Below are 25,649 nucleotides of genomic sequence, written 5' to 3' on the forward strand. Positions count from 1 at the left end.
GCATGGGCGCGGCCTATTTCTATCACCTGACGGACAGCCCGCTAGAGACGACCTTGCCGATGCTGATCGGCAAGGCGCGCGACGTCGGCTGGCGGGTGTTGGTGCGCGGCTCGCACCCTGATCTGCTGAAACGGCTGGATGATCTGCTGTGGACGGGCCGAGATGACGGGTTTTTGCCGCATGGTCTGGCCGGTGGACCACATGATGCTGATCAGCCTGTTCTGCTGGGCGATGTGCCCAGCGACGGGTTTAGTTGTGTGATGAGCATCGGCGGCGCGGATGTGGACGCCGGCGAAGTCACGAACCTGGAACGGGTTTGCATCCTTTTTGACGGCCATGACGGGGCCGCATTGCAGCACGCGCGCGGGCAGTGGAAGATGCTGACGGATGCAGGCTGTGCTGCGCAATATTGGGCGCAAGAGGATGGGCGTTGGGCCAAAAAGGCAGAGAAAACAGGCGTGTCTTAACTGCGCTTATGAATCTGCGAACTCGTACATGTCGCCCCGTCACGCCACCGATGAACCCCAAATCAATCCGGTGCGATGAAAAAGGCAAAGCTCGGGTCGAAATCTTCGGGCAGTTCGGTTGGGGCCGGGGTGCAGGCGGCAAACAACAGCACAAAGGGCAGGGCGCGTATCATCGGCTTAGGATCAACTGATCATTGGCGATTTCGATGCGGTCATAAAGCTGCAGATAGGTCATTCCAAGCAGTGACTCATCCATTGGGCCACCGTTGATGACAGCGGGCACCTGCGTATCGCGTATCGCTCCAAGCGCCACTGCGTCTAACACGACCGGGGCCGTTTGGACCACACCATTGGCGGTATTGGCAGAACTGAAGAAATCCAGCTTTTCGGTTTTGATGCCAATGCGATCTGCGTCCTGCTGGCTCAGCACCATTTGCGTTGCCCCGGTATCAATAACAAACCGCACAGGCGTCTGGTTGATGTCAAGCGTCAGGTAATAATGGCCGTCAAAGCTGCGGGGCACTTCGATCCGGGTATCACTGACAACGGCCTGACGCGGGTTCACATCGCGACTGATATCTTCCCACAGACCATAGGCGCCGACGACCCCGACAAAGATCAAAAACCACAGGGCCGCCTGCTGGGCCAGCTTGCCCAGATTGGCACTATGCGACACGACATAGGACCCGCCAATCGCGGCAGCCAGTAACACCAGATAGGTGAGTTGCATATATTGGTCTGTACTCATGACCCATATATAGGCGCTAGCCGCCGATCCCGAAACCCCGCAATCCGTCGAGCACGAATTGCACGGCCAACGCGGCCAGAAGCATCCCCAATACGCGGGTTACGATGTTCAACCCGGTCTTGCCCAAGGCACGCTCAATCGCGGGTGCCGCAAGAAAAGATAAAAAGGTGATCGACAGCACGGCCAGAAGTACAGCGCTAATGGCCGCGAAATCGGCCATACCTTCAGCCTGACCCGCGAGCAGGATAATCGTAGTGATTGCACCGGGGCCAACAATCAGTGGCAGGGCCAAAGGAAAGACTGAAGGGTCATCATGATGTTCTGCCTGACCTTCGGCTGCATTTTCCTCGCGTCGGGCCTGACGTTTTTGGAACAGCATATCAAGGGCTGTCAGAAACAGCAGGATGCCGCCCGCAATGCGGAAAGCGTCCATAGAGATGCCAATAAATCCAAGGACGGCCTCACCAAGCCCCAGAAAGAGCAGCATTAGACCAGCAGAGACGACACAAGCCCGCACGGCAATCGCCCGGCGTTGGGCGGCAGGCATGCCTTGGGTCAGCGCAATGAACACAGGCGCCAGCCCAGGCGGGTCCATGATGATGAACATCGTGGTGAAGGCGGCGATGAGGGCAGGGATTTCTGTCATTACTCTGATTTTCTTGATTTTTGATCGTGCCACTGATTGGCACAGATCATTCGGCAATCCAACGGCAATGGGTCCGCAAATAGTGATCTAAGGTATCTATGTTGAACTTTCGCTGTTGGTAACTTGTATCGACAAAAAAACCCGGCTGCCAACTGCTGATTTTGCTATCAAGTTCTATGCCGTTGGCTTCGAGGAAAGCGAGGGCGGCTAGCATTGCGGTTCTTTTGTTGCCATCAACAAAGCCGTGCGCCTCGGACACGCCGTGCCATAGAACAGCCGCAAGGCGTATTAGGTCATTTTGATTGTCGTATTGATGGTAGTTTAGCGGGCGACCTAAGGCGCTTTGCAAATCAGAAGTCTTTAACTCACCAGTTCTGCCTCCTTCAATCAGGGCCAGATTATGGATGAATTCTATATCTTCGAAGGTGAGGAAGACAATTTCACCGTCTTCCTCCAAATTTGCTTCAAAAATCATGCGAGAATTTGCATGGATTCCTTCAGCTGGATTTCAAGGCGAACAGCCGACTCCCGCACGGATTGCCGAACAATGCGCTTGGGTTTTTCGGTCGTCGCAAAGTTCGCATTAGCAGCCATTGCAATCGTCGTACGGTCACGCTTGCGACCGCAGGTGCAGTCAGCACAGACTTGATTCTTGCATTTGCTCATAGCGACCTTCACTAGGTTACGAGTGTCAACTTGCGTACGTACAAGTGTCAATAAACGTGTATACGCTAGGGCTACACAAAACGCAAACATTGTGGCCACAGATAATGAACATTGGTTGCCAAAATATTGACACATCATCCGTAACGCCGGATTCTATGATAATAGGGTTTGTACTGATATTTTATTAACTCAATTGCACTCACGGAACTTGCATTCAACTCTTTTCGGCCTTCTCCAACTTCTCAAGCGATGCCATCCACATCGCTTCGGCCCGCTCCAGCCCTTCCATGACCTCGGCGTATTTCTTGTTCCAAGTCTCCAGCTCGCCTTTTTTGCCGTCTTCATAAAGCGCGGGATCGGCGAGCTTTTTGGCCAGTTTGTCGCGCATCCCGTTGATCTTCGCGACGCGCTCTTCGTTCTTGCGGACATCGGCGCGCAGGGCCTTGATCGCCTCTTGGCTGGGCCGCTGGGCTTTCTCTGGTTTCGGCTTGTCCTTCTCGGCCGGTTTCTCGGGCGTCAGCAGCATTTTGCGATAGGCCTGCAAGTCCTCGTCATAGGGTTTCACCCGCCCGTCCTTGACCAGCCACAGCCGGTCGGCGACCATCGACAGCAGGTGCATGTCGTGGCTGACAAGGATCACCGCGCCGGAATAGGCGGTCAATGCCTCCACCAGCGCTTCGCGCGATTCAATATCAAGGTGGTTGGTTGGCTCATCGAGGATCAGCAGATGTGGCGCGGGCAGGGTGGCCAGCAGAAGTGACAGGCGCGCCTTTTGCCCGCCGGACAGCCGCCCGACCTCTGTATCCGCCTGATCAGCGCCCAGCCCAAAGCCCGCCAGCCGGGCGCGCAGTTTGGCCTGACCTTCATTTGGGCGCTCGCGGAACAGGTGATCAAGGGGGGTTTCCTCAATCCGCAACTCATCCACCTGATGCTGCGCAAAGAACCCGATCCGCAGCTTGTTGGATGTCACCATCTTGCCGCGTGCGACGGGCAGCCGGTCTGACAGCATTTTCGACAGGGTCGATTTGCCTTCACCATTGCGGCCCAGCAGTGCGATCCGGTCGTCCTGATCAATCCGCAGGTTTAGGTCATGCAGCACGATGTGATTGCCATAGCCCACGGCGACGCCTTCTGTGGCAATGATCGGGGGCGACAATTCCTCTGGCTCTGGGAAGGTAAAGACCGTGCGCGCCGCATCTTCGGGGGCGCGGATCGTTTCCATCTTTTCCAGCATCTTCACACGGGACTGCGCCTGTTTCGCCTTGGAAGCCTTGGCCTTGAACCGATCGACAAAGGCCTGCAAATGCTCACGCTGCGCGCCCTGCTTTTTCGCGGCGGCTGCTTGTACCGCCCGATTGGCCGCGCGCTGTTTGGCAAAGGTGTCGTATGGGCCAGTGTAATAAATCAGCCCCTTGTCTTCCAAATGCAGGATCCCCCCGACCGAGCGGTTCAGGAGCTCCCGGTCGTGGCTGACGATCAGCACCGTATGCGGGTAGCGGACAAGGTAAGCCTCCAGCCACAACGCACCTTCAAGATCAAGATAGTTGGTTGGTTCGTCCAACAGCAGCAGGTCAGGTTCCGAGAAAAGCACAGCAGCCAATGCCACCCGCATCCGCCACCCGCCAGAGAAGGCCGAACAGGGCATTTTCTGTTCATCATTGGTGAAACCCAACCCGCGCAGGATTGTCGCGGCTCGTGCCTCTGCCGACCAAGCGTCAATATCGGCCAGCCGCGTCTGGACATCGGCGATCCGGTCAGGGTCCGTCACCGTCTCAGCTTCGGCCAGAAGCTCAGCCCGTTCGGTATCCGCCGCGAGCACCGTGTCGACCAGGCTCACCTCATTTCCGGGCACCTCCTGGCTGACGCCGCCGATTTTCCAGCCTTGCGGAATACTGACAGAACCGGTGTCGAGCACCATTTCACCACGGATAATCTTGAACAGCGTCGTCTTGCCAGAGCCATTGCGCCCCACAAGCCCGACCTTGTGGCCGGTGGGGATGGTGACAGTCGCGTGTTCGACCAGCGTGCGGCCTTCGACGGAATAGGTGATATCGGAAATTTTCAACATGGGCGGGCTTTGCCTGATACCGCGGGCGGGGTCAATCGCAACTGGCTGTCATCTGCCTGTTACCGGCGCGATGCATTGGATCGACATCTGAATTTGAGGGGATAACAATGAAAAGACCGATCTGCTGCCTGACTTCGGTTCTGGCGCTGACCGCCGGGTTCGCCCATGCAGATGCGTTCAACCGCATCGCATCATTTCCAACCCATCTGAATATCGGCGCAGGCGATCAGAACGTCGAAACCTCGGCCGAGATTATCGCTGCCACGGCTGACGGGATGACGCTGGTCTATACCGACAGCCCGCTTGGTGTTCTGGGGCTGATTGATATCGCCGATCCCGCCAACCCGGCCCCGCTGGGCAATATCGCGCTAGAAGGTGAGCCGACATCAGTGGGCATCATCGGGCAGACCGCATTTGTCGGGGTGAACACATCCGAAAGCTATACCGCCCCCTCTGGTCATTTGACCGTGATCGACATTGCCAGCGGGGAAGAGCTGGGGCGTTGTGATCTGGGCGGCCAGCCTGACAGCATCGCGGTCGCCAAGGACGACAGCTTTGTCGCTGTTACCATCGAAAATGAGCGTGACGAGGATCTGGGCGATGGCCGTGTGGGCCAGATGCCTGCCGGATCGCTTGTGCTGGTTGGCATCGCGGATGGTCTGGCCGCTTGCGACATGCTAAAGTTCGTCGATCTGACCGGTCAGGCTGACATTGCCCCGGACGATCCAGAGCCAGAATTTGTGGATATCAACGCCGCCGGTGATGTGGTCATCAGCTTGCAAGAAAACAATCACATGATCGTGGTGAACCGCGCGGGCGAGATCACATCGTCCTTCAGCGCCGGTGCGGTCGATCTGGACGGGATCGACGCCACGGATGAACGCGGCGCGCTGCTTTTCACGGAAAGCAAGGCAGGCGTGGTGCGCGAACCTGACGCCGTAAAGTGGATCGATGGCGATCATTTTGCCACGGCGAATGAGGGCGACATGGATGGCGGCTCGCGTGGTTGGACGATCTTCCACCGCGACGGCAGCGTTGTGTATGATAGCGGCACCAGTTTTGAACATGCGGTCATTCAGGCGGGGCATTATCCGGACAAACGCTCTGACGCAAAAGGTGTGGAACCTGAATCAATCGAGACCGCGACTTTTGGCGGGACCCGGATGATTTTTGTCGGGTCAGAGCGCGGGTCGATCGTCGGCGTCTATGACGCAACTGATCTGGCCGCACCTGCACTGCTACAACTGCTTCCTTCAGGCATCGGACCAGAGGGCTACGTGACCATCCCGGACCGTAACCTGCTGGTATCGGCCAATGAAACCGACCTGATCGGTGATGGCGGTGTACGCAGCCACGTGATGATTTATCAATATTCTGACGCTGATCCGACCTACCCGTATCTCACCTCTGCCGGAGCTGATGCGCTGATTGGCTGGGGTGCGATTTCGGGGCTTTCGGCGGTCGATGAGCGTACCATTGTCGCTGTGAACGACAGCTTTTACGGCTATCAGCCCATGATTTTTACCATTGATGTCAGCGCGACACCCGCGCGTATTACGACGGCCACGCCGGTGACGCGCGCTGGTCAGCCTGCGCAAAAGCTGGACATGGAAGGGATCGCAGCGGACCGTGATGGCGGCTATTGGATCGCGTCCGAGGGGCGGATCGACCGGATGGTACCGCACGGGATCTATCACGTTGATGCGGATGGCGAAATTGATCAGGAAATCGGGCTGCCAAATGCCTTGCTAGCAGTGCAGGACCGCTTTGGTTTTGAGGGCGTCACCTTGGTCGGGGATACGCTCTGGCTGGCCGTGCAGCGTGAATGGGCCGACGATCCCGAAGGTTTGGTCAAACTGGTCGCCTATGACACCGAAACCGCAGAATGGGGCGCGGTCCATTACCCGCTGGATGCCCCGACTGCGGGCTGGGTTGGCCTGTCCGAGATCGTGGCGCACGGCGATTATATCTACCTTGTCGAACGCGACAATCAGATCGGTGCTGCTGCGGTGACCAAGCAGATCACCCGCGTGCCGCTGGACCAGATGGTGCCTGCGCCGCTGGGTTGGGAACTGTCTGTTGTCACCAAGGAAGTCGTACGCGATCTGCTCCCTGATCTGCGCAGCACCGGTGGCTATGTGCTTGATAAGGTGGAAGGTCTGGCATTTACACCCGATGGGCGCGCTTGGGTCGCCACGGATAATGACGGCGTTGATGACCACTCTGGCGAGACGATGTTCTTTGCGCTGGATGACTTGGCTGACTAACGGCTGCGCGTCGAATATTCACAATCTGACCCTGCCCGAAACGGTGGGGTCATTGCGTTTCAGACATGATTTCTTGCGGGCTAACCGTTTTGTAACCCCGATTTGACACTGTAACGCCTGTCAGCAAACCTGAGGGGCCACTATGAACCTTTATCACTGCGCGATTGATCTACGCGACGATGCAAAGGCTGTGCCCTTTGCCAGCGCGCTTGATGCCTGGATGAACCATTTGCAGAGTAACGGTGTCATCATGTCCTGGCGGTTGTACCGGCGTAAACTGGGGTTCGGGTCGCTGCACACGCGTGACTTCCTGCTAGAGGTCGAGGTGCGCGACCTGACCCAGCTTGATCAGGCGTTTCGTTTCACCGGCAAAGGCGATGAAGAGGTCGAGCGTCTGCATACACCGGTGCATCAAATGGTCGGGGAACTTGAAATCACGCTATTCCGCCCGTTTCCCGATCCGGAACGGGCAGAGCGGATGGCGCTCATCTAATAGCCGCCACTGGTTGCGATTTCTATGACACTGCGGCGGTGCGCGGCAGTGAAATGTTAGCCCTTGGTTGGCCATTCATGATGTTCATCGTCAATGATCAGCGCATGAGTATGGAACGGCCCGCGCCCCTGTAGATGTGGATGCGCGGGGGGCAGGTCGTCATGACGGTGCGGCACCACCACCGGGTCACCTTCGGGCCAGACCAGCAGCGCCATTGCGACGCCAATGCCGCTGAGAATGGCAAGAACACCTAATGTCGACCCTGCACCATAGGCGGTCATCAACTGACCCGCCAAAGGATAGGTGACCAACCAGCAGCCGTGCGACAAGGCAAACTGCGCGGTAAAGACTGCGGGCCGATCCGAACTATGGGCCGAACGCCGCAAAAGCCGCCCCTGCGGCGTCAGCGTGGCAGAGTAGCCGATCCCGGTCAGCAGCCAAATTGCCAGAAACGTAGGCCAGCCCGGACTGGCAAAAGCATAGGCGCCCATCAGGAACGTCAGTAGCAACGCGCCAGAGATCATCACGCTTCGGTCGCTCAGCCGGTTCAACAGGGCGGGCAAGGCTAAGGCTGCAAGCATGGACCCGCCCCCAAATGCAGCGAGCGCCAGGCCCACATCCCGGTCGCTGCCATCATAGATTTCACGCACGACCACGACGGTGTTGATGAGGACAAAGGCACTTGCCGCTGCGGCGCTTAGCGTCAGGGCCAATAGACCGCGCAGGCGCGGCGTAGCGAGATAGATACGCAGCCCGCGCGTAAGCCGGTCGCGAAAGGGGCGATCTTTGCTTGGCTGGCGCGTTGGCAGGGTGGCTGATCGGATCAGCAGGGCAGAGATCACAAAACCGATCACGGTGCCGCCAAATAGCCAATGATAACTGATCACTAGCAAAAGCAGACCCGCCAAAGCCGGGCTGATCAGGTTTTCAAGATCATAGGCAAGGCGTGACAGCGACAGTGCGCGTGCGTAGTCGTCCTCATCCGGTAATACGTCGGGGATCGTTGCCTGAAATGTCGGTGTGAAGGTCGCTGATGCGGTTTGCAGGGCGAAAATGGTCAGATAAACCTGCCAGATTTCACTGATAAACGGCAGGGAGAGCGCAATGGCCGCGCGGATCAGGTCAGCCCCAATGAGAACTTGCTTCCGACATGCCTTGGCAAACAGCGCGGCAGCAATCGGCGATAGGCCCACATAGGCAACCATTTTGATCGCGTAGGCGGTGCCCAGCACAGTCCCCGCTGCGGCGCCGGCCAGATCATACGCCAGCAGCCCAAGCGCCACGGTCAATAGCCCCGTGCCGGTCAGCGCAACAATCTGGGCCGCGAAGAGCCTGCCAAAAACGGGATGCCGTAGTAATCGGATCATGCGGGAAACTTACCCGATGATCCGTGTTCAATGCTACTCCTTAACCTCACCCGTCCATTCGGTTTCGATGTGCACCGTCACGGCATCGCCTACACCGATCAGGCTACCCTCTGGTGGAACGCCGTATCCCATGTCGAACGCTGTGCGTGATATAGTCGTTTGACCGCTGAAACCGAACCGTGCCCAAGGTTCGAAGACATTCGCCTGCGAATTGCCATTGAACTGGACGTCGAGATCCACCTGCTGTGACACGCCATGCAATGACAGGGTGCCAGTGACAACAGCGCTATGATTGTCGGTGAGCGTGACCTCGTCGCTGGTGAAGGTGATTGTCGGATGTGCGGCGGCATCAAAAAAGTTGGGCCCTAATAATTCATCGCGAAACCCATCCGGTGGGCTAGGAACATCAATGGATGAGACATCAATATTAATTTCCAACATGGCGTTTGCTGGATCGGCGGGGTCAAGCTGCAGCGTACCAGTCACATTGTCGAAACCGCCAGTATACTGCGAGAAACCTAGGTGATTAACCGTAAACAGCACACTGGTATGCGACGGATCAAGCGTAAAAGTCTGTTGCGGAATGCCCGCTAAATTATCTTGGGCGATAACGCCGCTGGCGTAAACAGCCAAGGCGCAGATGGCAGGAAGAGGATGACGCAACATAACGATTCTCTCCGTATGGTTAGCCTGTGGGCTAATTATTGCCTCGCTGGCTGCTTCACTGTCAATCTATAATCGAAGGTAAGCGTGCAGGGCCTTTTCATGCGTGTTCAAGGATGCTAGCAGGCGCGGGAACGCAGGCCACCTGCCTGTTCCCATCCACAAGAGGCTCACAATGGCGATCCAACGCACATTTTCCATCATCAAACCTGACGCAACCAAGCGGAACCTGACCGGGCAGATCGTTGCCAAATTCGAAGAGGCTGGTCTGCGCATTGTCGCTTCAAAGCGTATTCAGCTGACCTTGGCCCAAGCGCAGCAATTTTATGGCGTCCACAAAGAGCGCCCGTTCTTTGGCGAATTGTGCGAGTTCATGATTTCCGAGCCGATTGTTGTTCAGGTTCTGGAAGGTGAAGATGCGATTGCGAAAAACCGTGAAGTCATGGGCGCAACCAACCCTGAAGATGCGGCACCCGGCACGATCCGTAAAGAATTCGCGCTGTCCATCGGCGAAAACTCGGTTCATGGGTCTGATGCACCTGAAACCGCTGCGGAAGAAATCGCTTTCTTCTTTTCCGGTCTGGAATTGGTCGGCTAAATCAGCCGCTTACACCATTCGGAAGGGCGTCCGTAGCGGCGCCCTTTTTCTTTTCTAGATGTTTGCGCAGTAAAGCGACGTTCTTCTTATTCGCCTTGTTTCCGATGTCAAAGATATCGCCGACCAAAGGGATGGTCCCGATGGCGGCATCAACGCCGGTATTCCACATCATGCGCGCCAAAAGTGGGCGCGAAGCCCCCATGTTGTGCGCGCGATAGATAATGTATCCTGCAGGTCCGAGTGCGGCGACATCGCCCACGCCCGGCAGTAGTCCCAGGATGGAATCGAGCCCGACGCGCACGCCGATGATTGGCAGGCGGAACAGGCTGTCCATCCGATGGGCAACCCGTTCCAATTGTTCGATTTCAGCAGTCTCAGACACGGACAGGTTCGTCCCGTGCAATGATATAAACGGCGTGAACGATACCGGGGATATAGCCCAGAATGGTCAGCAAGATGTTAATCCAGAAGTGCTTGCCCAGCCCTTCCTGTAAGAACACACCCAGTGGCGGGAGGATAATGGCGAGAATGATGCGAATGAGGTCCATGACGGTAGCCTTTCGTAATTGCTTCTGTTGACACCATAATGCATGAACCCATGGTTGGTTCCCGTCAGATGGTGCCGAGCAGATGCGGATCAGGCTCTTTCACTTCGCGGGCGCTGGCGGCGCGTTTTTCCAAGTTGCGGGCCAAGGCCTTGTAATTGCGTATATTTGCTTTGTAGAGCGCATCAAAAATATCGCCTGCGATGGGGATGGAGCCGATGGCGAAATCCAGCGTTGTGTTCAGCGTCATATAAGCCAGGGTGCCGGGGCTTGCGCCAAGCTGATGTGCTTGCCGGATCATCCAGAGCGCGGGCAGCGCGGCTATAGCATCGCCCACGACCGGGATAAGCCCAAGCAGCGTGTCGAAACCGATGGAAATATTGGTTCCGGGTATAAAGAAAATCGCATCCATTCGATAGGCGACCCGGCGGATGCGGGAGAGTTCAAAATCTATGTCATGTGATATGTTCATACGGTTAACATACACGATTTTGATCCGTATGTGAAGGGTATTTACTTTTTGCGCGTAATCGCGACGGATGTGATTGTTTTGCAATGATTAATGCGGCTGTACCGGGCTAGCGTTGTTGTGGCGTTACGACGCCGATCTGATCGAGAATCCGTTCCAATTCTGAACGGTCCGCATCGAAGGATTGCGCTTTGATCGCGTCAAATTGCTTGCGCAATGCTTTCTTCTCTTTGCCCTTGCAGTCATTCCATGGACGCCCCTGCAACGCCATATGCAGGACGTAGTATCCGATGAAATGCGGCCTTGCGCCGTTTTCCAAGAGCCTTGTATAGGCCGCGTCTGCACCCAGTTCGCGGAGTTCTTCTGCCGTCGTGATCCCGGCTGCTTTGAACGATGCGGCGAAGGATGGGCCGATATTTCTGATGCTGGTCAGCGCTGTCATGGTGCCAGCGTAACCCGGTTATATTAAAACACCAGCGCCAAAGCCGCATTTTGCAGGGTCAGCGGGCAGGGTGCCCACTGATATCAAATGCTTGCGAAATCCGTGAAAACGGGCGCGGGTTGCTGGGTCGTTTGGTAGGGCGTCTCTGACGGGGCGGTCTGTTGACGCGGGGCGGGCGATTGGTTTTCGTCGCCGTTTGGTTTGGATCTGGCCATGTCTTTGGTCCTTGCTGCCTGTGGCGTCATCATAGCTGACATAGGCTTAAATAGAACATAGTCCGTGCGGCTTCGCGTGGTCGTGATGTGTCGAAATTGCGACCTGCCTGTCCGATTTTACTTTTTTCCCCGGTATGGTTTTGCTTGACTGCCACGGTTCAAGCCTTTGGATTTGCTTGGTTTTCCCCCCGGCGGCGTGAAGCGTTTCGACGTGTCTTGCGCAGCATTTGCGTTACTTGCGGGTTTGTCTCCCGCTCTCGGTTTGCGGGGTTTTGTGTCAGATTTGTAATCGCGTTCACCGGATTTCGACGGTTTTTTGCCGCCGGTTTTGGCGCGGAATGGTGGTTTTTCCCGCTTTTCGAAGGGCTTGCCATGATCTTGCCGCGGTTTGCGCGGCTTTGGCGTGACGCTTTCGGTGTCGTGTACAGTCTGAGTCGTTTTTGGTTTTTCCCGGCGTGCGGGCTTTTCGGCCTGTGCTGGCCGGTCCTTCCACGCTGGTTTGCCGGCGGGGGCCGGGCGATTGTCGTCGTAATCACGTTTCGTTTTGCGCGGACCGCGTTCGCCAAGTTGTGGCGGGCCGTCGAGTTCGCGCAGCGTTGTCTGGTTTTCAAGCGACATGTCAGGGCCGACAGATTTCAGGAAACCTTGCACCGCAGGCTCTGAAATTTCTATGAACGTCTCGTTCGGCTGAATGCGGATGGCGCCGATTTCTTTCTTGGTGATCGCGCCAGCCTTGCAGAGCATGGGCATGATCCAGCGCGCTTCGGCTTTACCTTCGCGACCGATATCAAGCGCGAACCAGCGCGACGGCCCAAAGGGCGCATGTTCGCGTGGTTTGCGCTCGCTTTGCGGAATGTCCTTGATATCGCTCAGATCTTCGGGGGCTGATTGCTGACCTGTATAAAGGCGCACATAGGCGGCGGCGATTTTTTCCGCGCCGTGCTGTTCCAGAAGACGCGCGGCGAAGGCCTGTTGTTTGTCGGTGAATTCCTCGGCCCAGACCGGATCGTTCAACAGCCGCTCTTCGTCTTTTTCCTGAATTTGGTCGGCGCTGGGGGGCTTGCCCCATGTGGCATTCAGCTTGCCCCATTTCAGCAAATTTTGACCGCGCCGCAACATCTTGGCAGGGACGATCATGGCCGAGATACCCTTGCGTCCGGCGCGCCCGGTCCGCCCGGAGCGGTGCAGTAGCGTTTCAGCGTTGGTGGGCAGTTCGGCGTGAATAACCAGTTCCAGATTGGGCAGGTCGATTCCGCGTGCGGCCACATCGGTGGCCACGCAGACCCGCGCCCGCCCGTCGCGCATGGCTTGCAGCGCGTTAGAACGTTCCGATTGCGTCAACTCGCCCGACAGCGCCACGACCGAAAAGCCCCGATTTGACAGCCGCGTTGTCAGCCGTGTGACCATTGCGCGGGTGTTGGCAAAGACGATGGAATTCGGCGCGTCGTAATAGCGTAACGTATTGATAATGGCCGCATCTGCATCGTGGTTGGCCACGTTGAAAGCATGGTATTCGATATCCGAATGCTGGCTTTCCTTGCTGGTCGTGGTGATCCGCTGTGCGTCGCGCTGATAGGATTTTGCCAGCGTCGCGATCATCGGCGGCACGGTGGCGGAGAAAAGCAGGGTGCGCCGCGTTTCTGGGGCCTGATCAAGGATGAATTCGAGATCTTCGCGGAAGCCCAGATCAAGCATTTCATCGGCTTCATCCAGCACGACTGCTTTGATTTCGCTCAGATCTATTGTGCCGCGCATGATGTGGTCGCGCAGCCGTCCCGGTGTGGCGACAACGATATGCGCGCCGCGTTCCAGGCTGCGCCGTTCGTCCCGAAAATCCATGCCACCCACGCAAGAGGCAAGGATCGCGCCCGCCCCGGCATAGAGCCATTGCAGTTCGCGTTTGACCTGAAGCGCGAGTTCCCGTGTCGGGGCGATGATCAGGGCGAGTGGTTGGGTGGCCCCATCCAACATCCCGTTTTCATTCAAAATTGTCGGCCCGATCGCAAGCCCGAAGCCCACTGTCTTGCCGGACCCTGTTTGCGCGGAGACCAGCAGATCCTGCCCTTCAAGCGCGGGGTCGGTCACGGCGGTCTGCACGGGCGTGAGTTGGTCATAGCCTTGTTTGGCAAGGGCTTCGGCGAGGGTGGGGATCATTGAGTCGGCCTTCGGTCGGGTAAGCCACGCGCACTACGCCTGTCGCGAGCGTTTGTATAGGGGCTATTGCAACGTTCGGGTGGTGTTGCGGCACAGTGGGGCGTGGATGCCGCGCGAATCGATGGTTAACGCAGGAAAAGATGCTGTTTCAGGCGGTCGAGCGCGCATCGGACTGTTATCGGACAAACGTCGGACCCAATCGCGCGGTGGGCGGGCTTAATGCAGCGTACTGTGAAAACGTAAATGTGCTGTCAAGAATTGGGTGTGGATGCGAACCACGCATCAATTCGGGCTTTCAATGCGTGCCAGATCGCCGGGGCGCCGCGTTCGACCTTTGATCCGACCCGGCTGTAAAGCTGTTCGGCCGTGACCTTGTATACCGGCCATGTGCCACCGCCGCTTGCGAGATTGGAGACCACGGGCTGTACCCGATCAATGGATTTGGCGAAGATGGCGTCATCTGTTGTGGCCGCTTCGAATTCGTCCCAGAGCGCGCGGAAGGCGGCAGCCTGATCGGCGGGCAGGAGCCCAAAGATCCGCGCGGCGGCGGCTTGTTCGATCACCTCTATCGCGGCGGGGTCGTGATCGCCGTGGATCGGATTGTCGCCTGCGTCAATCTCTACCAAATCATGGATCAACAGCATCCGGATGACCCGGTCGATGTTGATTGGCCGGTGCGCGTGCTCTGCCATGATCAGCGCATAGAGCGCGATATGCCAGCTATGTTCGCCTGAGTTTTCCCGCCGCGACCCATCGCAGAGGGTGGTGCCGCGCAACACGGATTTGAGCTTGCAAGCCTCTGTCAGAAAGGCGAGCTGCGCATCAATCCGGTTGGCCATTCAGCGCACGACCCGACGCGGCATGCCGCTGGGTTTTTCGGGTTCCGGCTGTGACTCTGGTTCGGGCTCAGGTTTTGGCTCGGGCGCGATTTCGGCCTCTTCCACTTCGGGCTTTGGTGCGGCGGCGCGCTGATCTTCGATCAGTTCCGCGTCGGGCACGACGGGTTTGCCCGCGCGTTCAGAGAGCAATGCACGGGCGCGTTCCTCGGCCCGTCGCACACGCACGGCAGTCAGGAAGCTTTCCTGCAGCGTCTGCGAGGACGCACCGAGAATCTCGCCGATCTGGTCAGTGATTGCGATGTCACCCGTCCGTTTTTGGTCGGCGAGAGCGAGGTCCGCCAGTTCGCCCGCCACACGCTGCACATAGGGATCGACCATGGCTTACCTCGTGTTTTCGGTCAGGCGCTGTTTGACGTAGCCGCTGACCCTGTCGATCATCGGTTCCATATAGGGGTCTTCGAAAAAGTGCCCGGCCCCGTCCATCTGGTCGTGGGTGACGGTGATGCCTTTTTGTTCGTGCAGTTTTTGCACAAGGTTGACCGTGTCCTGTGGCGGTGCGACGCGGTCATTGCTGCCGTTGATCACCAGACCCGAAGACGGGCAGGGGGCAAGGAAGCTGAAATCATACATATTGGCGGGCGGGCTGACCGAGATGAAGCCGGTGATCTCTGGCCGCCGCATCAGCAGTTGCATCCCAATCCATGCCCCAAAGCTAAAGCCGGCAACCCAGCAATGTTTGGAGTTGTTGTTCATTGATTGCAGGTAGTCGAGCGCCGAGGCTGCATCAGAGAGTTCGCCCACACCTTGATCATATTCGCCCTGGCTGCGCCCGACGCCACGGAAGTTGAAACGCAGGACGGTGAACCCCATCTTGTAGAAAGCGTAATGCAGGTTATAGACGACCCGGTTGTTCATAGTGCCGCCAAATTGCGGGTGCGGGTGCAAGACGATGGCGATGGGGGCATCACGGTCTTTTTGCGGGTGATAACGCCCTTCGAGACGTCCTTCGGGTCCGGGGAAGATAACTTCGGGCATTCACAATCCGTTACTGCTGTGGGCCCACGGCATTCTTGACGGAAATGCTTGGGCACTTTAGAAAGATTCTAAACTTGGCGCACGGGCCTAAGTTTCTAGCTTTTGGTCAAGTAATCGTGCTGGCCTGTGTCGTCAATGATATTGCGCTGGCCTATGTGTCAATGAAGTTGTGCCTGTTGCGGGTAGGGGAGAGAGAATGAAGTTAAGCACGAAAGGCCGCTATGCGATGGTGGCGCTGGCAGATCTGGCATTGCAGCCCGATGGTGCGCTGGTGAACCTGACCGAGATTTCAAAGCGGCAGGATATCTCTTTGCCCTATCTGGAGCAGCTTTTTGTGAAACTGCGCCGTGCGGGGCTTGTGGATTCGGTGCGCGGGCCGGGAGGCGGTTATCGGCTGTCCCGCCCTGCATCCGATATCCGTGTGTCTGAAATTCTGGGCGCTGTGGATGAAACTGTGTCGGCCATGCACAAGGGCGCGGGCGCGTCTGGTGCGGCGTCTGGCAGCCGTGCGCAATCAATGACTAACCGCTTGTGGGAAGGCCTGTCCGCCCATGTCTATGTGTTCCTGCATCAGGCCCGCCTGTCGGACGTCGTCGGCAATGATCTGGCCCCATGCCCTGCGGTGCCCGCCTTGTTTGAGGTTGTCGATGAATCGTGATCTGGCGGAGCGGCTGCGCCGCAAGACATGTTTTGCAGGGGCGCTGCCCCCGGCCCTTGCGGGCCTCCCCCGGGATATTTTTGGCCAAAAGAAGAGATGAGAACCTATCTGGATCATAATGCCACCAGCCCCCTGCGGGCCGAGGCGCGCGCAGCGATGATTGCGGCCATGGATGTGGTGGGCAACCCGTCATCCGTGCATGCGGAAGGTCGCGTGGCGAAGGGGTTGATCGAGACCGCGCGGGCGCAGGTGGCTGAGGCTGTGGGGGCGTCTGGGGCTGATGTTGTCTTTACCTCTGGCGCGACGGAAGCGGCGGCGCTGGCGCTGGCGGGCCGTGGTCTGCGCGCCGCCCCGGTTGAGCATGACGCGGTGCATGCCTGGGTCGATCCGTCGCTGCCGGTGGTGGATGGCGCGGTTGTGGTGGATGAGCCTGCGCGCTCGACCGTGCAGCTGGCCAATTCCGAAACCGGGATCGTGCAGAATTTGCCGCAGGGCCTTGCTGTGTCGGATATTACCCAAGGGTTTGGTCGTGTGCCCTTTGCCTTTAGCTGGGCCGGGGTGCAGATGGTGTTTTTGTCGGCCCATAAATTCGGCGGCCCCAAAGGTGTGGGGGCGTTGATCTTTCCCCAAGGCACCGATGTGGCCGCCCGGATCAAAGGTGGCGGGCAGGAGATGGGTCGCCGGTCCGGCACTGAGAATGTGGTGGCGATTGCCGGGATGGGCGCTGCGGCCTTGGCTGCGCAGGCCGATTTGGCCGCCGGAAAATGGGATCGGATCGCGAAACTTAGAAATATTCTAGAAAAGGGTATTGAGGCTGCCGAAAACGAGACTATTTTCGTCGGGAAAGATCTCATGCGATTGCCGAATACCAGTTGCTTCGTCACGCCCGGATGGAAGGGCGAGACGCAGGTGATGGCAATGGATTTGGCGGGTTTTGCGGTGTCAGCCGGTTCTGCCTGTTCCAGCGGCAAGGTGAAGGTGCCCCGCGTGCTGCGGGCGCTGGGGCTGGATGATGCGGCTGCGGCCGGTGCGCTGCGCGTGTCGCTGGGGATTGAGACAACAGAAGATGAGGTCATGCGCTTTGTGCGGGCCTGGACAGAGAAAAGAGTGCGGCGACGGGTCGCCTGAGAGGTGTAGAGATGAATTCCATCGATGTGGTAGAAGTCAAAGAAGGCGTTGATCAGGAGACTGTTGACGCGGTCAAGGAGCTCTCGGGGACGTATAAATACGGCTGGGAGACAGAGATTGAGATGGATTACGCCCCCAAGGGCGTGAACCCCGATATCGTGCGTCTGATTTCCGACAAGAATAACGAGCCGGAGTGGATGACCGAATGGCGTTTGTCTGCCTTTCAGCGCTGGGAAAAGATGGACGAGCCCACATGGGCGATGGTGGAGTATCCGAAGATCGATTTTCAGGATATCTATTATTATGCCCGCCCCAAGAGCATGGAAGTGAAGCCGAAATCGCTGGATGAGGTCGATCCCAAGTTGCTGGCGACCTATGAAAAGCTGGGTATCCCGCTGAAAGAACAGATGATTTTGGCTGGTGTAGAGGGCGCAAAAAATGCTCCTGCCGAAGGTCGCAAGGTTGCTGTGGATGCGGTGTTTGATTCTGTTTCCGTGGGCACGACGTTCCAGAAAGAATTGGAAAAGGCCGGTGTGATCTTTTGTTCAATCTCTGAAGCGATTGAAAAGCATCCGGAGCTGGTGAAGAAATACCTTGGCACCGTTGTGCCCCCATCGGATAATTTCTATGCGACGCTGAACTCTGCCGTGTTTTCGGATGGGTCGTTTGTTTATGTCCCCCCCGGTGTGCGCTGCCCGATGGAGCTGTCCACCTATTTCCGTATCAACGCCGAGAATACTGGCCAGTTTGAGCGGACGTTGATCATCGCTGATAAGGGATCTTACGTGTCCTATCTGGAAGGCTGCACCGCGCCAAAGCGTGATACGGCGCAGCTGCATGCTGCAGTGGTTGAAATCATCATCGAGGAAGATGCAGAGGTGAAATATTCCACCGTGCAGAACTGGTATCCGGGCGATGAGAACGGGCAGGGCGGGATTTACAACTTTGTCACCAAACGTGCCGATTGCCGGGGTGATCGTGCCAAGGTGATGTGGACTCAGGTCGAGACAGGCTCTGCCGTGACGTGGAAATACCCATCCTGCATTCTACGCGGTGATGACAGCCAGGGTGAGTTCTATTCCATCGCCATTGCTAATAACATGCAGCAGGCTGATACCGGCACGAAGATGGTGCATTTGGGCAAGAACACCAAGTCGCGGATCGTGTCCAAGGGGATCAGTGCCGGGAAGGCGCAGAACACCTATCGCGGGCTTGTGTCCATGCATCCCAAGGCGAAGGACAGCCGCAATTATACCCAATGCGACAGCCTGCTGATCGGCGACAAATGCGGCGCCCATACGGTGCCTTATATTGAGGTGAAGAACAATTCTTCACGGGTGGAGCATGAGGCGACCACATCCAAAGTGGATGATGACCAGCTGTTCTATTGCCGTAGCCGTGGGATGGATGAGGAAGAGGCGGTCGCGCTGGTTGTGAACGGGTTCTGCAAGGATGTGCTGCAGGCGCTGCCGATGGAATTCGCGATGGAAGCTCAGGCACTTGTGGCGATTTCGCTGGAAGGCTCTGTCGGTTGATCATGTTCGCCATGTCCGAAGCATATTGTCGCGAGAGGGTCACTGCTTGGCCCCGATCTTGCCCCGATTGGGTGCGAGGTTTTGCGCAGTTGCAAAACGGTAAAATCACACATGGCGCAAAAGCAGGACATCAACGATTTCAACGCACGGATCAAGCGTATCAACGATCCGCGCAACAATGCCTATTACGATCACGACATGGGCATGCATGTGCCCAAGCGGGTGTCCCGCGACAAGATCAAGAAGAACGCCAAGAAACAGCAGGATTCCGCGTTTTCGGCATTTCTTGTGTCGATGATCGTGGGCGGCTTTGGTCTGATGATCGCGCAGGCCGTGCGCTATCGCTATTTCGAGGTGTCGGGCGCGGGGAATACGGCCCTGTTCATCGACGTTCTGGTGGCTCTCTGGATCGTGGGGATGTTGTCGGCGATGATGCGGCGGCGCAAGTTCAGCGCCCGGTTCGCGCAGGTCACAGGCATCGCCGCGATGGTCGTGGGCGGGCACAATCTGATCTGGCGCTGGCCGGACGAGATGGGCATTCTTTACACTATGGCCTATGTCGAAGAAGTGCAGGCCCGCACCGCGCCGATTTCGCTGGTCGTGGGCGAAAGGGTCTTTGTGATGCCCGATCAAGAGCAGTTTCGCGCGGCGCAAAACTAGATCAATGTGACGTCGGTTTCGGTCATCATTCATCGCGTGCTCGCTGCGGCGCGGATGTAAATCGCAACACACAAATCACATTTCCAATCGGTCAGATAACCGCGCCCCTTCGGGGTGCGGTTTCGGCGCATCTGCGCTGATCTTGCTGGTAGGAAGAGAGAACGCAAACAGGCTTTGCCTTGAGTAAGAGGACGTAAATATGTTGGAAATCAAAGGCCTGAAGGTCAAACTGGAAGAAGAGGACAAGGATATCCTCAAAGGTGTCGATCTGACCGTAGAGGCGGGTCAGGTGCACGCGATCATGGGGCCGAACGGGTCAGGTAAATCGACGCTGTCTTATGTTCTGTCTGGCAAGGACGGCTATACCGTAACCGACGGCTCTGCCGCACTGGAAGGTGTCGAACTGCTGGATATGGAGCCGGAAGAGCGCGCGGCGGCGGGTCTGTTTCTGGCGTTTCAATACCCGGTGGAAATTCCCGGTGTGGGCAACATGACGTTCCTGCGCACGGCGGTGAATGCACAGCGCAAAGCGCGCGGTGAGGAAGAACTGAGCGCGGCGGATTTCCTGAAAGTCGTGCGTGAGAAGGCCAAGAGCCTGAAGATCGACGCCGAAATGTTGAAGCGCCCGGTCAACGTCGGCTTTTCCGGTGGTGAGAAGAAGCGCAACGAAATCTTGCAGATGGCGATGCTGGAACCGAAGATGTGCGTGCTGGATGAGACGGATTCCGGTCTGGACGTGGATGCGATGAAACTGGTTGCCGAAGGCGTGAATGCGCTGCGGTCCGAAGGGCGGTCGTTCCTTGTGATCACGCACTATCAGCGCCTGTTGAATCATATCCAGCCCGATGTTGTGCATATCATGTCAGACGGGCGTATCGTGAAAACCGGCGGCCCTGAACTGGCGCTTGAGGTCGAGAATAACGGATACACTGACATTCTGGCAGAGGTGGCCTGATGGCATTGGCGAAACTGAAAGCGGATACAACGGATGCGCGGCTGGCAGATCTGCGCTTGCCCGAAGCGGCAGCTTGGGCGAATGCCGCCCGCGCTGATGCGCTGGACCGGGTGCGCCAGATGGGCCTGCCGACGAAGCGCGATGAGTATTGGAAATATACGGACCCGACCGCGCTGACTGCGGTGGATGCGCCCGAAGCGGCGCTGTTTTCCGAGGATGATGGCCCGCTGTTTGACGCTGTGGGCCGGGTGAAAATCGTGTTCGTCGATGGTGTGTTTGATGCGGATGCATCGGATGATTTGCAGGCCGAAGGCGTCGAAATCGCCCGTCTGTCAGATGCGATGCAGGCCGATATTCACTGGGCAAAGGACCTTTATGGTGTGCTGGAAGCCCGTGGTCAGAAACCGGTAGAGCGCCCGCTGGCGACGCTGAACACAGCCATCGCAACAGATGGTGTGGTCATCCGCGCGACGGCGAAAGCTGCGAAACCGATCAATCTGATCTACCTGCATGGCGATGTTGGGTCTGACGCGGCCCTGCATAATTTGGTCAAGGTGGAAGCCGGTGCTGAGGTGACTGTGCTTGAAACCGGCCCGGCAGCGGCGCGGTTTTCACAAGTGCTGGAGGTTGATGTGGCTGATGGTGGCACCTTCCACCATGTGCGTGCGCAAGGGCGCGATCATGAACGCCGTGCGGTGACCCATTGCTTTGCGCGCATCGGTCAGGAATCCACGTTTAAATCCTTCACTCTGACCTTCAATGGTGTCCTGACCCGCAATGAATGCGTGATCGAGATCGTTGGTGATGATGCGACCGCCCATGTGGCGGGGGCCTGTGTTGGCGATGGCAAGGATTTCCATCATGATGACACGGTGTTCATCACCCATGATGCGGTGAATTGCGAAAGCCGTCAGGTGTTCAAGAAGGTCTTGCGCAACGGCGCGACAGGCGTGTTTCAGGGTAAGATTCTGGTCAAGGCCGGCGCGCAAAAGACGGATGGCTATCAGATCAGCCAGTCGTTGCTGCTGGATGATGACAGCCAGTTCCTTGCCAAGCCGGAACTCGAAATCTACGCCGATGATGTGGCTTGTTCGCATGGCTCGACCTCGGGCGCGATTGATGAAACGGCGCTGTTCTATCTGCGGTCGCGCGGTGTGCCGCATCAGGCCGCGACAAGCCTGCTGACACTGGCGTTTTTGGCCGAGGCACTGGAAGAGATCGACGATGCGGTGCTTGCCGATGATCTGCGCGACCGGCTGGATGGCTGGCTGCAGCGTCATAGCTGATGGCGGTGACAACGGATATTGCCCGCACGTGGCGTGCGCCGCGTGCGGTTATCCGGCGGCTGCTGGATGCAGGCCAGCGCGAGGATCGGGCGATTGCCTATCTGTTGACCGCCTGCCTGCTGGTCTTTGTGGCCCAGTGGCCGCGATTGCGCCGCGAGGCTTACTCCAGTGACGCGATGCCCACGGTCATGACCGAAGAGCAGATGACCGCTTTTCTGGACGGCTGGTCTGCGTTTGACCGCCTTGTGTCCTATGAATTTCTGGCCTGGCTGATGCTCTGGCCGCTGATCCTATATGTGCTGGCGGCACTGTCGCATCTGGTGGCCAAGCTCTTTGGCGGGAAGGGCAGTTGGTATGGCGCAAGGCTCGCCCTGTTCTGGAGCCTGCTAGCCACGGTCCCGTTGCTGTTGCTACATGGGCTGACGGCCGGGCTGATCGGGCCGGGCCCGCAAACCCAACTGATTGGATTTCTCTGGCTGGGCGCCTTTGCGGTGATCTGGGTCCAGACCCTGCGAGAGGCGGAACAAGCGCCATGACCCTTGATGCCCCGCATTTTCTGGCGCTCGTCTGGCGCAGTGTAACGGACCCGGTCCCGGTCGCCCAAGGCATCCGAGACATGCGCTGGGACCGCAATATATTGTGGACCGGCTTTGCGCTGGTCGCCGTGCTAAGCGCCATTCTGCAAGGCGTTTTACAACTGATGATCCCCGCAGAGGCAGAGCAAAACTGGATGCCGCCCGCCTTGATCTATGGCGCGCTGATGTACGGGTTTCTGGCGTTGAACGCTTGGCTGACCTATGTGATCGGCAAAGCCATGGGCGGGACCGGCAATTTTGACGAAACGCTGACACTGATGGTCTGGTTTCAGTTGATCAGCCTGACCTTCAGCGTTGCGCAATTCCTGCTGATGCTGGTGATGCCGTTGCTGGCGGTTGTATTTGCGCTTGCCTCTTTCATGATGTTGCTGCGTTGCATGGTCCATTTCGTTGATGTCTTGCACCGGTTCGATAGCCTGCCAAAGGCGTTTGGCACGGCATTCATGGCACTTATCGGCGCGGTTGCCGCCGGGCTGCCGTTCTATTCGCTACTTGGGCTGAACCTGCCCGGAGGTCCGATATGAGTTATGATGTAGCCGCGATCCGCGCCGATTTCCCGATCCTCGCGCGCGAGGTGAATGGCAAGCCGCTGGTTTATCTTGATAACGGTGCCTCTGCCCAGAAACCGCAGGTGGTGATTGATGCGATTACCCGCGCCTATGCAGAGGAATACGCCAATGTGCATCGCGGCCTGCATTTCCTGAGCAACCTCGCCACCGAAAAATACGAAGGTGTGCGCGGCACGATTGCGACATTCCTGAATGCCGGGTCGGAGGATGAGATCATCATGAACTCTGGCACCACCGAGGGCATCAATATGGTGGCCTATGGTTGGGCCATGCCGCGGTTGGAAGCAGGGGATGAGATCGTCCTGTCGATCATGGAACATCACGCCAATATCGTCCCTTGGCATTTTCTGCGCGAACGGCAGGGCGTGGTGATCAAATGGGTCGATGTGGATGCCAATGGCGATCTGGACCCGCAAAAGGTGATTGATGCAATCGGGCCCAAAACAAAGCTGGTTGCGGTCACCCATATGTCAAATGTGCTGGGCACGGTGGTGGATGTGAAAGCGATCACCGCAGGAGCCCATGCCAAGGGCGTGCCAGTGCTGATTGACGGGTCGCAAGCGGCTGTCCACATGCCGGTGGATGTGCAGGATATCGGCTGCGATTTCTATGCAATCACCGGGCACAAACTTTACGGCCCTTCCGGATCGGGCGCGATCTACGTGACCAAGGAGCGTATGGCGCAGATGCGCCCCTTTTTGGGGGGCGGTGACATGATCCGCGATGTCACCCGCGATGCGGTCACCTGGAATGATCCGCCGATGAAGTTCGAGGCTGGCACGCCAGGCATTGTGCAGATGATCGGAATGGGCGTGGCGTTGGATTACATGATAGGCCACGGGATGGACCAGATTGCAGCCCATGAGGCGGCGCTTTGTACCTATGCGCGGCAACGGCTTGACGGGTTGAACTGGCTGAACGTGCAGGGGGTCTCGGCCACCAAAGGCGCGATCTTTTCCTTCACGCTGGAGGGGGCTGCGCATGCCCATGATATTTCGACCGTGCTGGACAAAAAGGGCGTCGCGGTGCGGGCAGGGACCCATTGTGCGATGCCATTGATGGAGCATATGGGCGTCGGCGCCACCTGCCGGGCGTCATTCGCCATGTATAACACCAACGCCGAAGTCGACGCGCTGATTGATGCGTTAGAACTGTGCCACGATCTGTTTGGCTAGGCGATCTGGTTTAACAGCTGACTTGATAGGGATCGGTGACGTCAGGACCATTTGTGGTGCCTGATGTCTCGATCAGCGGGTCGCCTTCAAACGCAATCGTCTCGGACCCGTCAGGGCCGTAGCGCACAACAGTCCCTTCCCAGCGGCCAAAATTGATCCAGCCGCCCATCGGCCCGTTCAGCTGGCTGCCCGTTCCGATCTGGTGGTATTGCTGCACTGTGGTCGCGGCAAAGACATTCACACCGGCACTAACGGCAAGTTCGCTACAGGCCTGGCGCGCATCGGCGGAATTGGCGCCATTGCAGCACAAAACTCGGATGCGATTGGACACGCATCGCCTGATCCCGCTGCCGAACGCGCGGGCGTTATCCTGGTGAATATATTCCATGCCAATTTGCATGGCCCATGCGACAGGGCCAGTGGCAATGTCGGTCCCATGTCCCAACAACGAAATGACCGGCACCGGGCCGTCATGGGTGGCAGCCTGATTGGCCATCGTCGGTCGTGACTGGCGTCGGGTCGCGCGGGTAATCCGGGCGGTTATCGCGCTGAGCGGTTCGCAATGGGTCCGAATAATGCGGGTATTCGAGCGTGGATGCACGGTGCCCCGCAATCGCGTGTCGTGTACGATGATATGGTCAATGCCCATGCTCAGCTCCGCTTATTGTTGCGTGATGATCCGCGCGCAGGACCTGCTGTGTGCTCTGCGGGGTAATGACCCAGATGACGGGTGTGGACGCACAGCGTCTCAGGCTATGTCGATTTGGCGCTGGTGTGTGGATAATCGTGCGGGTTTCGCCATCAGACGGGCAAAGCCAAACATTGTGTGTGTCGTGCTGGTCATACAGAATTACCAATGAAAGTCGGACGTTATAATGCGTAAAGCCTAGCTTTTCTTTCTGTTCCGATCAAGCGCGCCATTTTTCGGGGGTCTGGCGGTGCAGATTTAGACGGAGTTATCGGCGGTGATCTTCTCTGATATGCTTTGCATTATCGGGTGTAGCTCGGGGGCAGAAACCAGATCTGGCAGGACAGATTGCCCATTGCGGCACGCGGGGCAGGATGCTAGGACAGCGCTGCCGCACCCGTAGCTCAGCTGGATAGAGCGCTGCCCTCCGAAGGCAGAGGCCAGAGGTTCGAATCCTCTCGGGTGCACCAATAAAACAAGGCGTTTGAGAAATCTGACGATTTACGCGCCCCTGTTTCGCCCTCGTTTCCCCTCGATTGCAGCCACTGCACCGCTCTGAAAATGGGGCGAAAGGTGCCAATATGTCCGCTCTATCGTTGCGGTGCTGGTGGCAAAGAACCCTGCCGCATCGACGATCGAGGCGCCGTTCTGGATGGCCCAAGTGATGGCCGTGTGCTTCAGGCTGTGCGGCGTTGGTCTCCAGTCGAGATTCGTATC

Annotated in this window: 31 protein-coding genes, 1 tRNA gene and 1 pseudogene; 14 read left to right on the forward strand and 19 right to left on the reverse strand. The window is 57.7% G+C overall.

The annotated features are described in order from the left end of the window. Positions 1-2 precede the first annotated feature (2 nt). Positions 3-467, forward strand: a complete 465-nt coding sequence (locus ACJ5NV_RS05055; protein WP_411642529.1) for a DNA polymerase III subunit chi — start codon at positions 3-5, stop codon at positions 465-467. A gap of 62 nt (positions 468-529) precedes the next feature. Here the strand turns inward: ACJ5NV_RS05055 and ACJ5NV_RS05060 are convergent, their stop codons facing one another. From ACJ5NV_RS05060 to ACJ5NV_RS05085, 6 genes are all read right to left on the reverse strand, one after another. Then, entirely contained in the window at positions 530-640 is a 111-nt protein-coding gene (locus ACJ5NV_RS05060) for a DNA polymerase III subunit chi (RefSeq protein ID WP_411642530.1), read from the reverse strand. After that, the gene (locus ACJ5NV_RS05065; RefSeq protein WP_411642531.1) at positions 637-1,215 is read right to left on the reverse strand and encodes a retropepsin-like aspartic protease family protein; all 579 of its coding nucleotides are present in this window, start codon (positions 1,213-1,215) and stop codon (positions 637-639) included. The genes ACJ5NV_RS05060 and ACJ5NV_RS05065 overlap by 4 nt, the downstream gene beginning before the upstream one ends. A gap of 16 nt (positions 1,216-1,231) precedes the next feature. Continuing rightward, on the reverse strand, positions 1,232-1,861 hold the full coding sequence (locus ACJ5NV_RS05070; protein WP_411642532.1) for a MarC family protein: 630 nt from the start codon (positions 1,859-1,861) through the stop codon (positions 1,232-1,234). 46 nt (positions 1,862-1,907) lie between these two features. Further along, positions 1,908-2,336 carry a type II toxin-antitoxin system death-on-curing family toxin gene (locus ACJ5NV_RS05075; protein ID WP_411642533.1) on the reverse strand — a complete coding sequence of 143 codons (429 nt, stop codon included), beginning with the start codon at positions 2,334-2,336 and terminating at the stop codon, positions 1,908-1,910. Continuing rightward, entirely contained in the window at positions 2,333-2,527 is a 195-nt protein-coding gene (locus ACJ5NV_RS05080; protein WP_411642534.1) for a hypothetical protein, read from the reverse strand. Before ACJ5NV_RS05080 ends, ACJ5NV_RS05075 begins: the two co-directional genes overlap by 4 nt. A gap of 214 nt (positions 2,528-2,741) precedes the next feature. Next, complete coding sequence (locus ACJ5NV_RS05085) at positions 2,742-4,595, reverse strand: ABC-F family ATP-binding cassette domain-containing protein (protein WP_411642535.1); 1,854 nt, start codon at positions 4,593-4,595, stop codon at positions 2,742-2,744. Between the two features lie 107 nt (positions 4,596-4,702). Between ACJ5NV_RS05085 and ACJ5NV_RS05090 the strand changes: the two genes are divergently transcribed. Together ACJ5NV_RS05090 and ACJ5NV_RS05095 are read left to right on the forward strand one after the other, a co-directional pair. Continuing rightward, positions 4,703-6,862, forward strand: a complete 2,160-nt coding sequence (locus ACJ5NV_RS05090; RefSeq protein ID WP_411642536.1) for an esterase-like activity of phytase family protein — start codon at positions 4,703-4,705, stop codon at positions 6,860-6,862. Between the two features lie 142 nt (positions 6,863-7,004). After that, the gene (locus ACJ5NV_RS05095; RefSeq protein WP_411642537.1) at positions 7,005-7,355 is read left to right on the forward strand and encodes a DUF6614 family protein; all 351 of its coding nucleotides are present in this window, start codon (positions 7,005-7,007) and stop codon (positions 7,353-7,355) included. Positions 7,356-7,411: 56 nt separating this feature from the next. On the opposite strand, the gene ACJ5NV_RS05100 is transcribed toward ACJ5NV_RS05095, so the two are convergent. Together ACJ5NV_RS05100 and ACJ5NV_RS05105 are read right to left on the reverse strand one after the other, a co-directional pair. Continuing rightward, complete coding sequence (locus ACJ5NV_RS05100) at positions 7,412-8,722, reverse strand: MFS transporter (protein ID WP_411642538.1); 1,311 nt, start codon at positions 8,720-8,722, stop codon at positions 7,412-7,414. Between the two features lie 33 nt (positions 8,723-8,755). Further along, positions 8,756-9,388, reverse strand: coding sequence for a YceI family protein (locus tag ACJ5NV_RS05105; protein ID WP_411642539.1), 633 nt, complete (start codon positions 9,386-9,388; stop codon positions 8,756-8,758). A gap of 172 nt (positions 9,389-9,560) precedes the next feature. On the opposite strand from ACJ5NV_RS05105, the gene ndk reads away from it, so the two are divergent. Beyond that, the gene (ndk, locus tag ACJ5NV_RS05110) at positions 9,561-9,983 is read left to right on the forward strand and encodes a nucleoside-diphosphate kinase (protein WP_411642540.1); all 423 of its coding nucleotides are present in this window, start codon (positions 9,561-9,563) and stop codon (positions 9,981-9,983) included. Position 9,984: 1 nt separating this feature from the next. On the opposite strand, the gene ACJ5NV_RS05115 is transcribed toward ndk, so the two are convergent. The 9 genes from ACJ5NV_RS05115 to ACJ5NV_RS05155 form a co-directional block, all read right to left on the reverse strand. Further along, on the reverse strand, positions 9,985-10,365 hold the full coding sequence (locus tag ACJ5NV_RS05115; RefSeq protein ID WP_411642541.1) for a DUF4112 domain-containing protein: 381 nt from the start codon (positions 10,363-10,365) through the stop codon (positions 9,985-9,987). Further along, the gene (locus ACJ5NV_RS05120; protein WP_411642542.1) at positions 10,358-10,531 is read right to left on the reverse strand and encodes a YqaE/Pmp3 family membrane protein; all 174 of its coding nucleotides are present in this window, start codon (positions 10,529-10,531) and stop codon (positions 10,358-10,360) included. Before ACJ5NV_RS05120 ends, ACJ5NV_RS05115 begins: the two co-directional genes overlap by 8 nt. 64 nt (positions 10,532-10,595) lie before the next feature. Beyond that, complete coding sequence (locus ACJ5NV_RS05125; protein WP_411642543.1) at positions 10,596-11,000, reverse strand: DUF4112 domain-containing protein; 405 nt, start codon at positions 10,998-11,000, stop codon at positions 10,596-10,598. Positions 11,001-11,106: 106 nt separating this feature from the next. Then, positions 11,107-11,439: a TfoX/Sxy family protein gene (locus ACJ5NV_RS05130; protein ID WP_411642544.1), complete on the reverse strand. Its 333-nt coding sequence runs from the start codon at positions 11,437-11,439 to the stop codon at positions 11,107-11,109. An 83-nt stretch (positions 11,440-11,522) separates the two neighbouring features. Then, a complete protein-coding gene (locus ACJ5NV_RS05135; protein WP_411642545.1) occupies positions 11,523-11,654 on the reverse strand; it encodes a hypothetical protein in 132 nt (43 codons plus the stop codon). Positions 11,655-11,771: 117 nt separating this feature from the next. Further along, complete coding sequence (locus ACJ5NV_RS05140; RefSeq protein ID WP_411642546.1) at positions 11,772-13,808, reverse strand: DEAD/DEAH box helicase; 2,037 nt, start codon at positions 13,806-13,808, stop codon at positions 11,772-11,774. 251 nt (positions 13,809-14,059) lie between these two features. Beyond that, positions 14,060-14,647, reverse strand: coding sequence for an HD domain-containing protein (locus tag ACJ5NV_RS05145; RefSeq protein ID WP_411642547.1), 588 nt, complete (start codon positions 14,645-14,647; stop codon positions 14,060-14,062). Beyond that, complete coding sequence (locus ACJ5NV_RS05150) at positions 14,648-15,025, reverse strand: hypothetical protein (protein WP_411642548.1); 378 nt, start codon at positions 15,023-15,025, stop codon at positions 14,648-14,650. A 3-nt stretch (positions 15,026-15,028) separates the two neighbouring features. After that, positions 15,029-15,682 carry an alpha/beta hydrolase gene (locus ACJ5NV_RS05155; RefSeq protein WP_411642549.1) on the reverse strand — a complete coding sequence of 218 codons (654 nt, stop codon included), beginning with the start codon at positions 15,680-15,682 and terminating at the stop codon, positions 15,029-15,031. Positions 15,683-15,878: 196 nt separating this feature from the next. Here ACJ5NV_RS05155 and iscR point away from each other — a divergent pair, with 196 nt between their 5' ends. The 9 genes from iscR (at position 15,879) to ACJ5NV_RS05200 (ending at position 24,244) form a co-directional block, all read left to right on the forward strand. Next, positions 15,879-16,340 (forward strand): Fe-S cluster assembly transcriptional regulator IscR, encoded by a 462-nt coding sequence (gene iscR / locus ACJ5NV_RS05160; protein ID WP_411642550.1) that lies wholly within the window; start codon positions 15,879-15,881, stop codon positions 16,338-16,340. A gap of 96 nt (positions 16,341-16,436) precedes the next feature. Further along, positions 16,437-17,468, forward strand: a complete 1,032-nt coding sequence (locus ACJ5NV_RS05165) for a cysteine desulfurase family protein (RefSeq protein WP_411642551.1) — start codon at positions 16,437-16,439, stop codon at positions 17,466-17,468. Positions 17,469-17,479: 11 nt separating this feature from the next. Then, positions 17,480-19,003, forward strand: a complete 1,524-nt coding sequence (sufB, locus tag ACJ5NV_RS05170) for a Fe-S cluster assembly protein SufB (protein WP_411642552.1) — start codon at positions 17,480-17,482, stop codon at positions 19,001-19,003. A gap of 111 nt (positions 19,004-19,114) precedes the next feature. Next, a complete protein-coding gene (locus ACJ5NV_RS05175) occupies positions 19,115-19,663 on the forward strand; it encodes a hypothetical protein (protein ID WP_411642553.1) in 549 nt (182 codons plus the stop codon). A 199-nt stretch (positions 19,664-19,862) separates the two neighbouring features. After that, on the forward strand, positions 19,863-20,618 hold the full coding sequence (gene sufC, locus ACJ5NV_RS05180; RefSeq protein WP_411642554.1) for a Fe-S cluster assembly ATPase SufC: 756 nt from the start codon (positions 19,863-19,865) through the stop codon (positions 20,616-20,618). Next, positions 20,618-21,904: a SufB/SufD family protein gene (locus ACJ5NV_RS05185; RefSeq protein WP_411642555.1), complete on the forward strand. Its 1,287-nt coding sequence runs from the start codon at positions 20,618-20,620 to the stop codon at positions 21,902-21,904. The genes sufC and ACJ5NV_RS05185 overlap by 1 nt, the downstream gene beginning before the upstream one ends. Beyond that, on the forward strand, positions 21,904-22,440 hold the full coding sequence (locus ACJ5NV_RS05190; protein ID WP_411642556.1) for a YIP1 family protein: 537 nt from the start codon (positions 21,904-21,906) through the stop codon (positions 22,438-22,440). The genes ACJ5NV_RS05185 and ACJ5NV_RS05190 overlap by 1 nt, the downstream gene beginning before the upstream one ends. After that, a complete protein-coding gene (locus ACJ5NV_RS05195) occupies positions 22,437-23,024 on the forward strand; it encodes a YIP1 family protein (protein WP_411642557.1) in 588 nt (195 codons plus the stop codon). The genes ACJ5NV_RS05190 and ACJ5NV_RS05195 overlap by 4 nt, the downstream gene beginning before the upstream one ends. Further along, positions 23,021-24,244, forward strand: a complete 1,224-nt coding sequence (locus ACJ5NV_RS05200; protein ID WP_411642558.1) for a cysteine desulfurase — start codon at positions 23,021-23,023, stop codon at positions 24,242-24,244. The genes ACJ5NV_RS05195 and ACJ5NV_RS05200 overlap by 4 nt, the downstream gene beginning before the upstream one ends. A 10-nt stretch (positions 24,245-24,254) precedes the next feature. On the opposite strand, the gene ACJ5NV_RS05205 is transcribed toward ACJ5NV_RS05200, so the two are convergent. Then, positions 24,255-24,893, reverse strand: a complete 639-nt coding sequence (locus tag ACJ5NV_RS05205; protein WP_411642559.1) for a hypothetical protein — start codon at positions 24,891-24,893, stop codon at positions 24,255-24,257. A 432-nt stretch (positions 24,894-25,325) separates the two neighbouring features. On the opposite strand from ACJ5NV_RS05205, the gene ACJ5NV_RS05210 reads away from it, so the two are divergent. Then, positions 25,326-25,402: transfer RNA gene (locus ACJ5NV_RS05210), tRNA-Arg, on the forward strand. A gap of 31 nt (positions 25,403-25,433) precedes the next feature. Here ACJ5NV_RS05210 and ACJ5NV_RS05215 read toward each other — a convergent pair. Next, positions 25,434-25,649 (reverse strand): annotated as a pseudogene (locus ACJ5NV_RS05215) (hypothetical protein); the annotation flags it as partial.

Origin of the sequence: Loktanella agnita, assembly GCF_046640325.1 — a bacterium.
In the GTDB taxonomy this organism is placed as follows: domain Bacteria; phylum Pseudomonadota; class Alphaproteobacteria; order Rhodobacterales; family Rhodobacteraceae; genus Yoonia; species Yoonia agnita.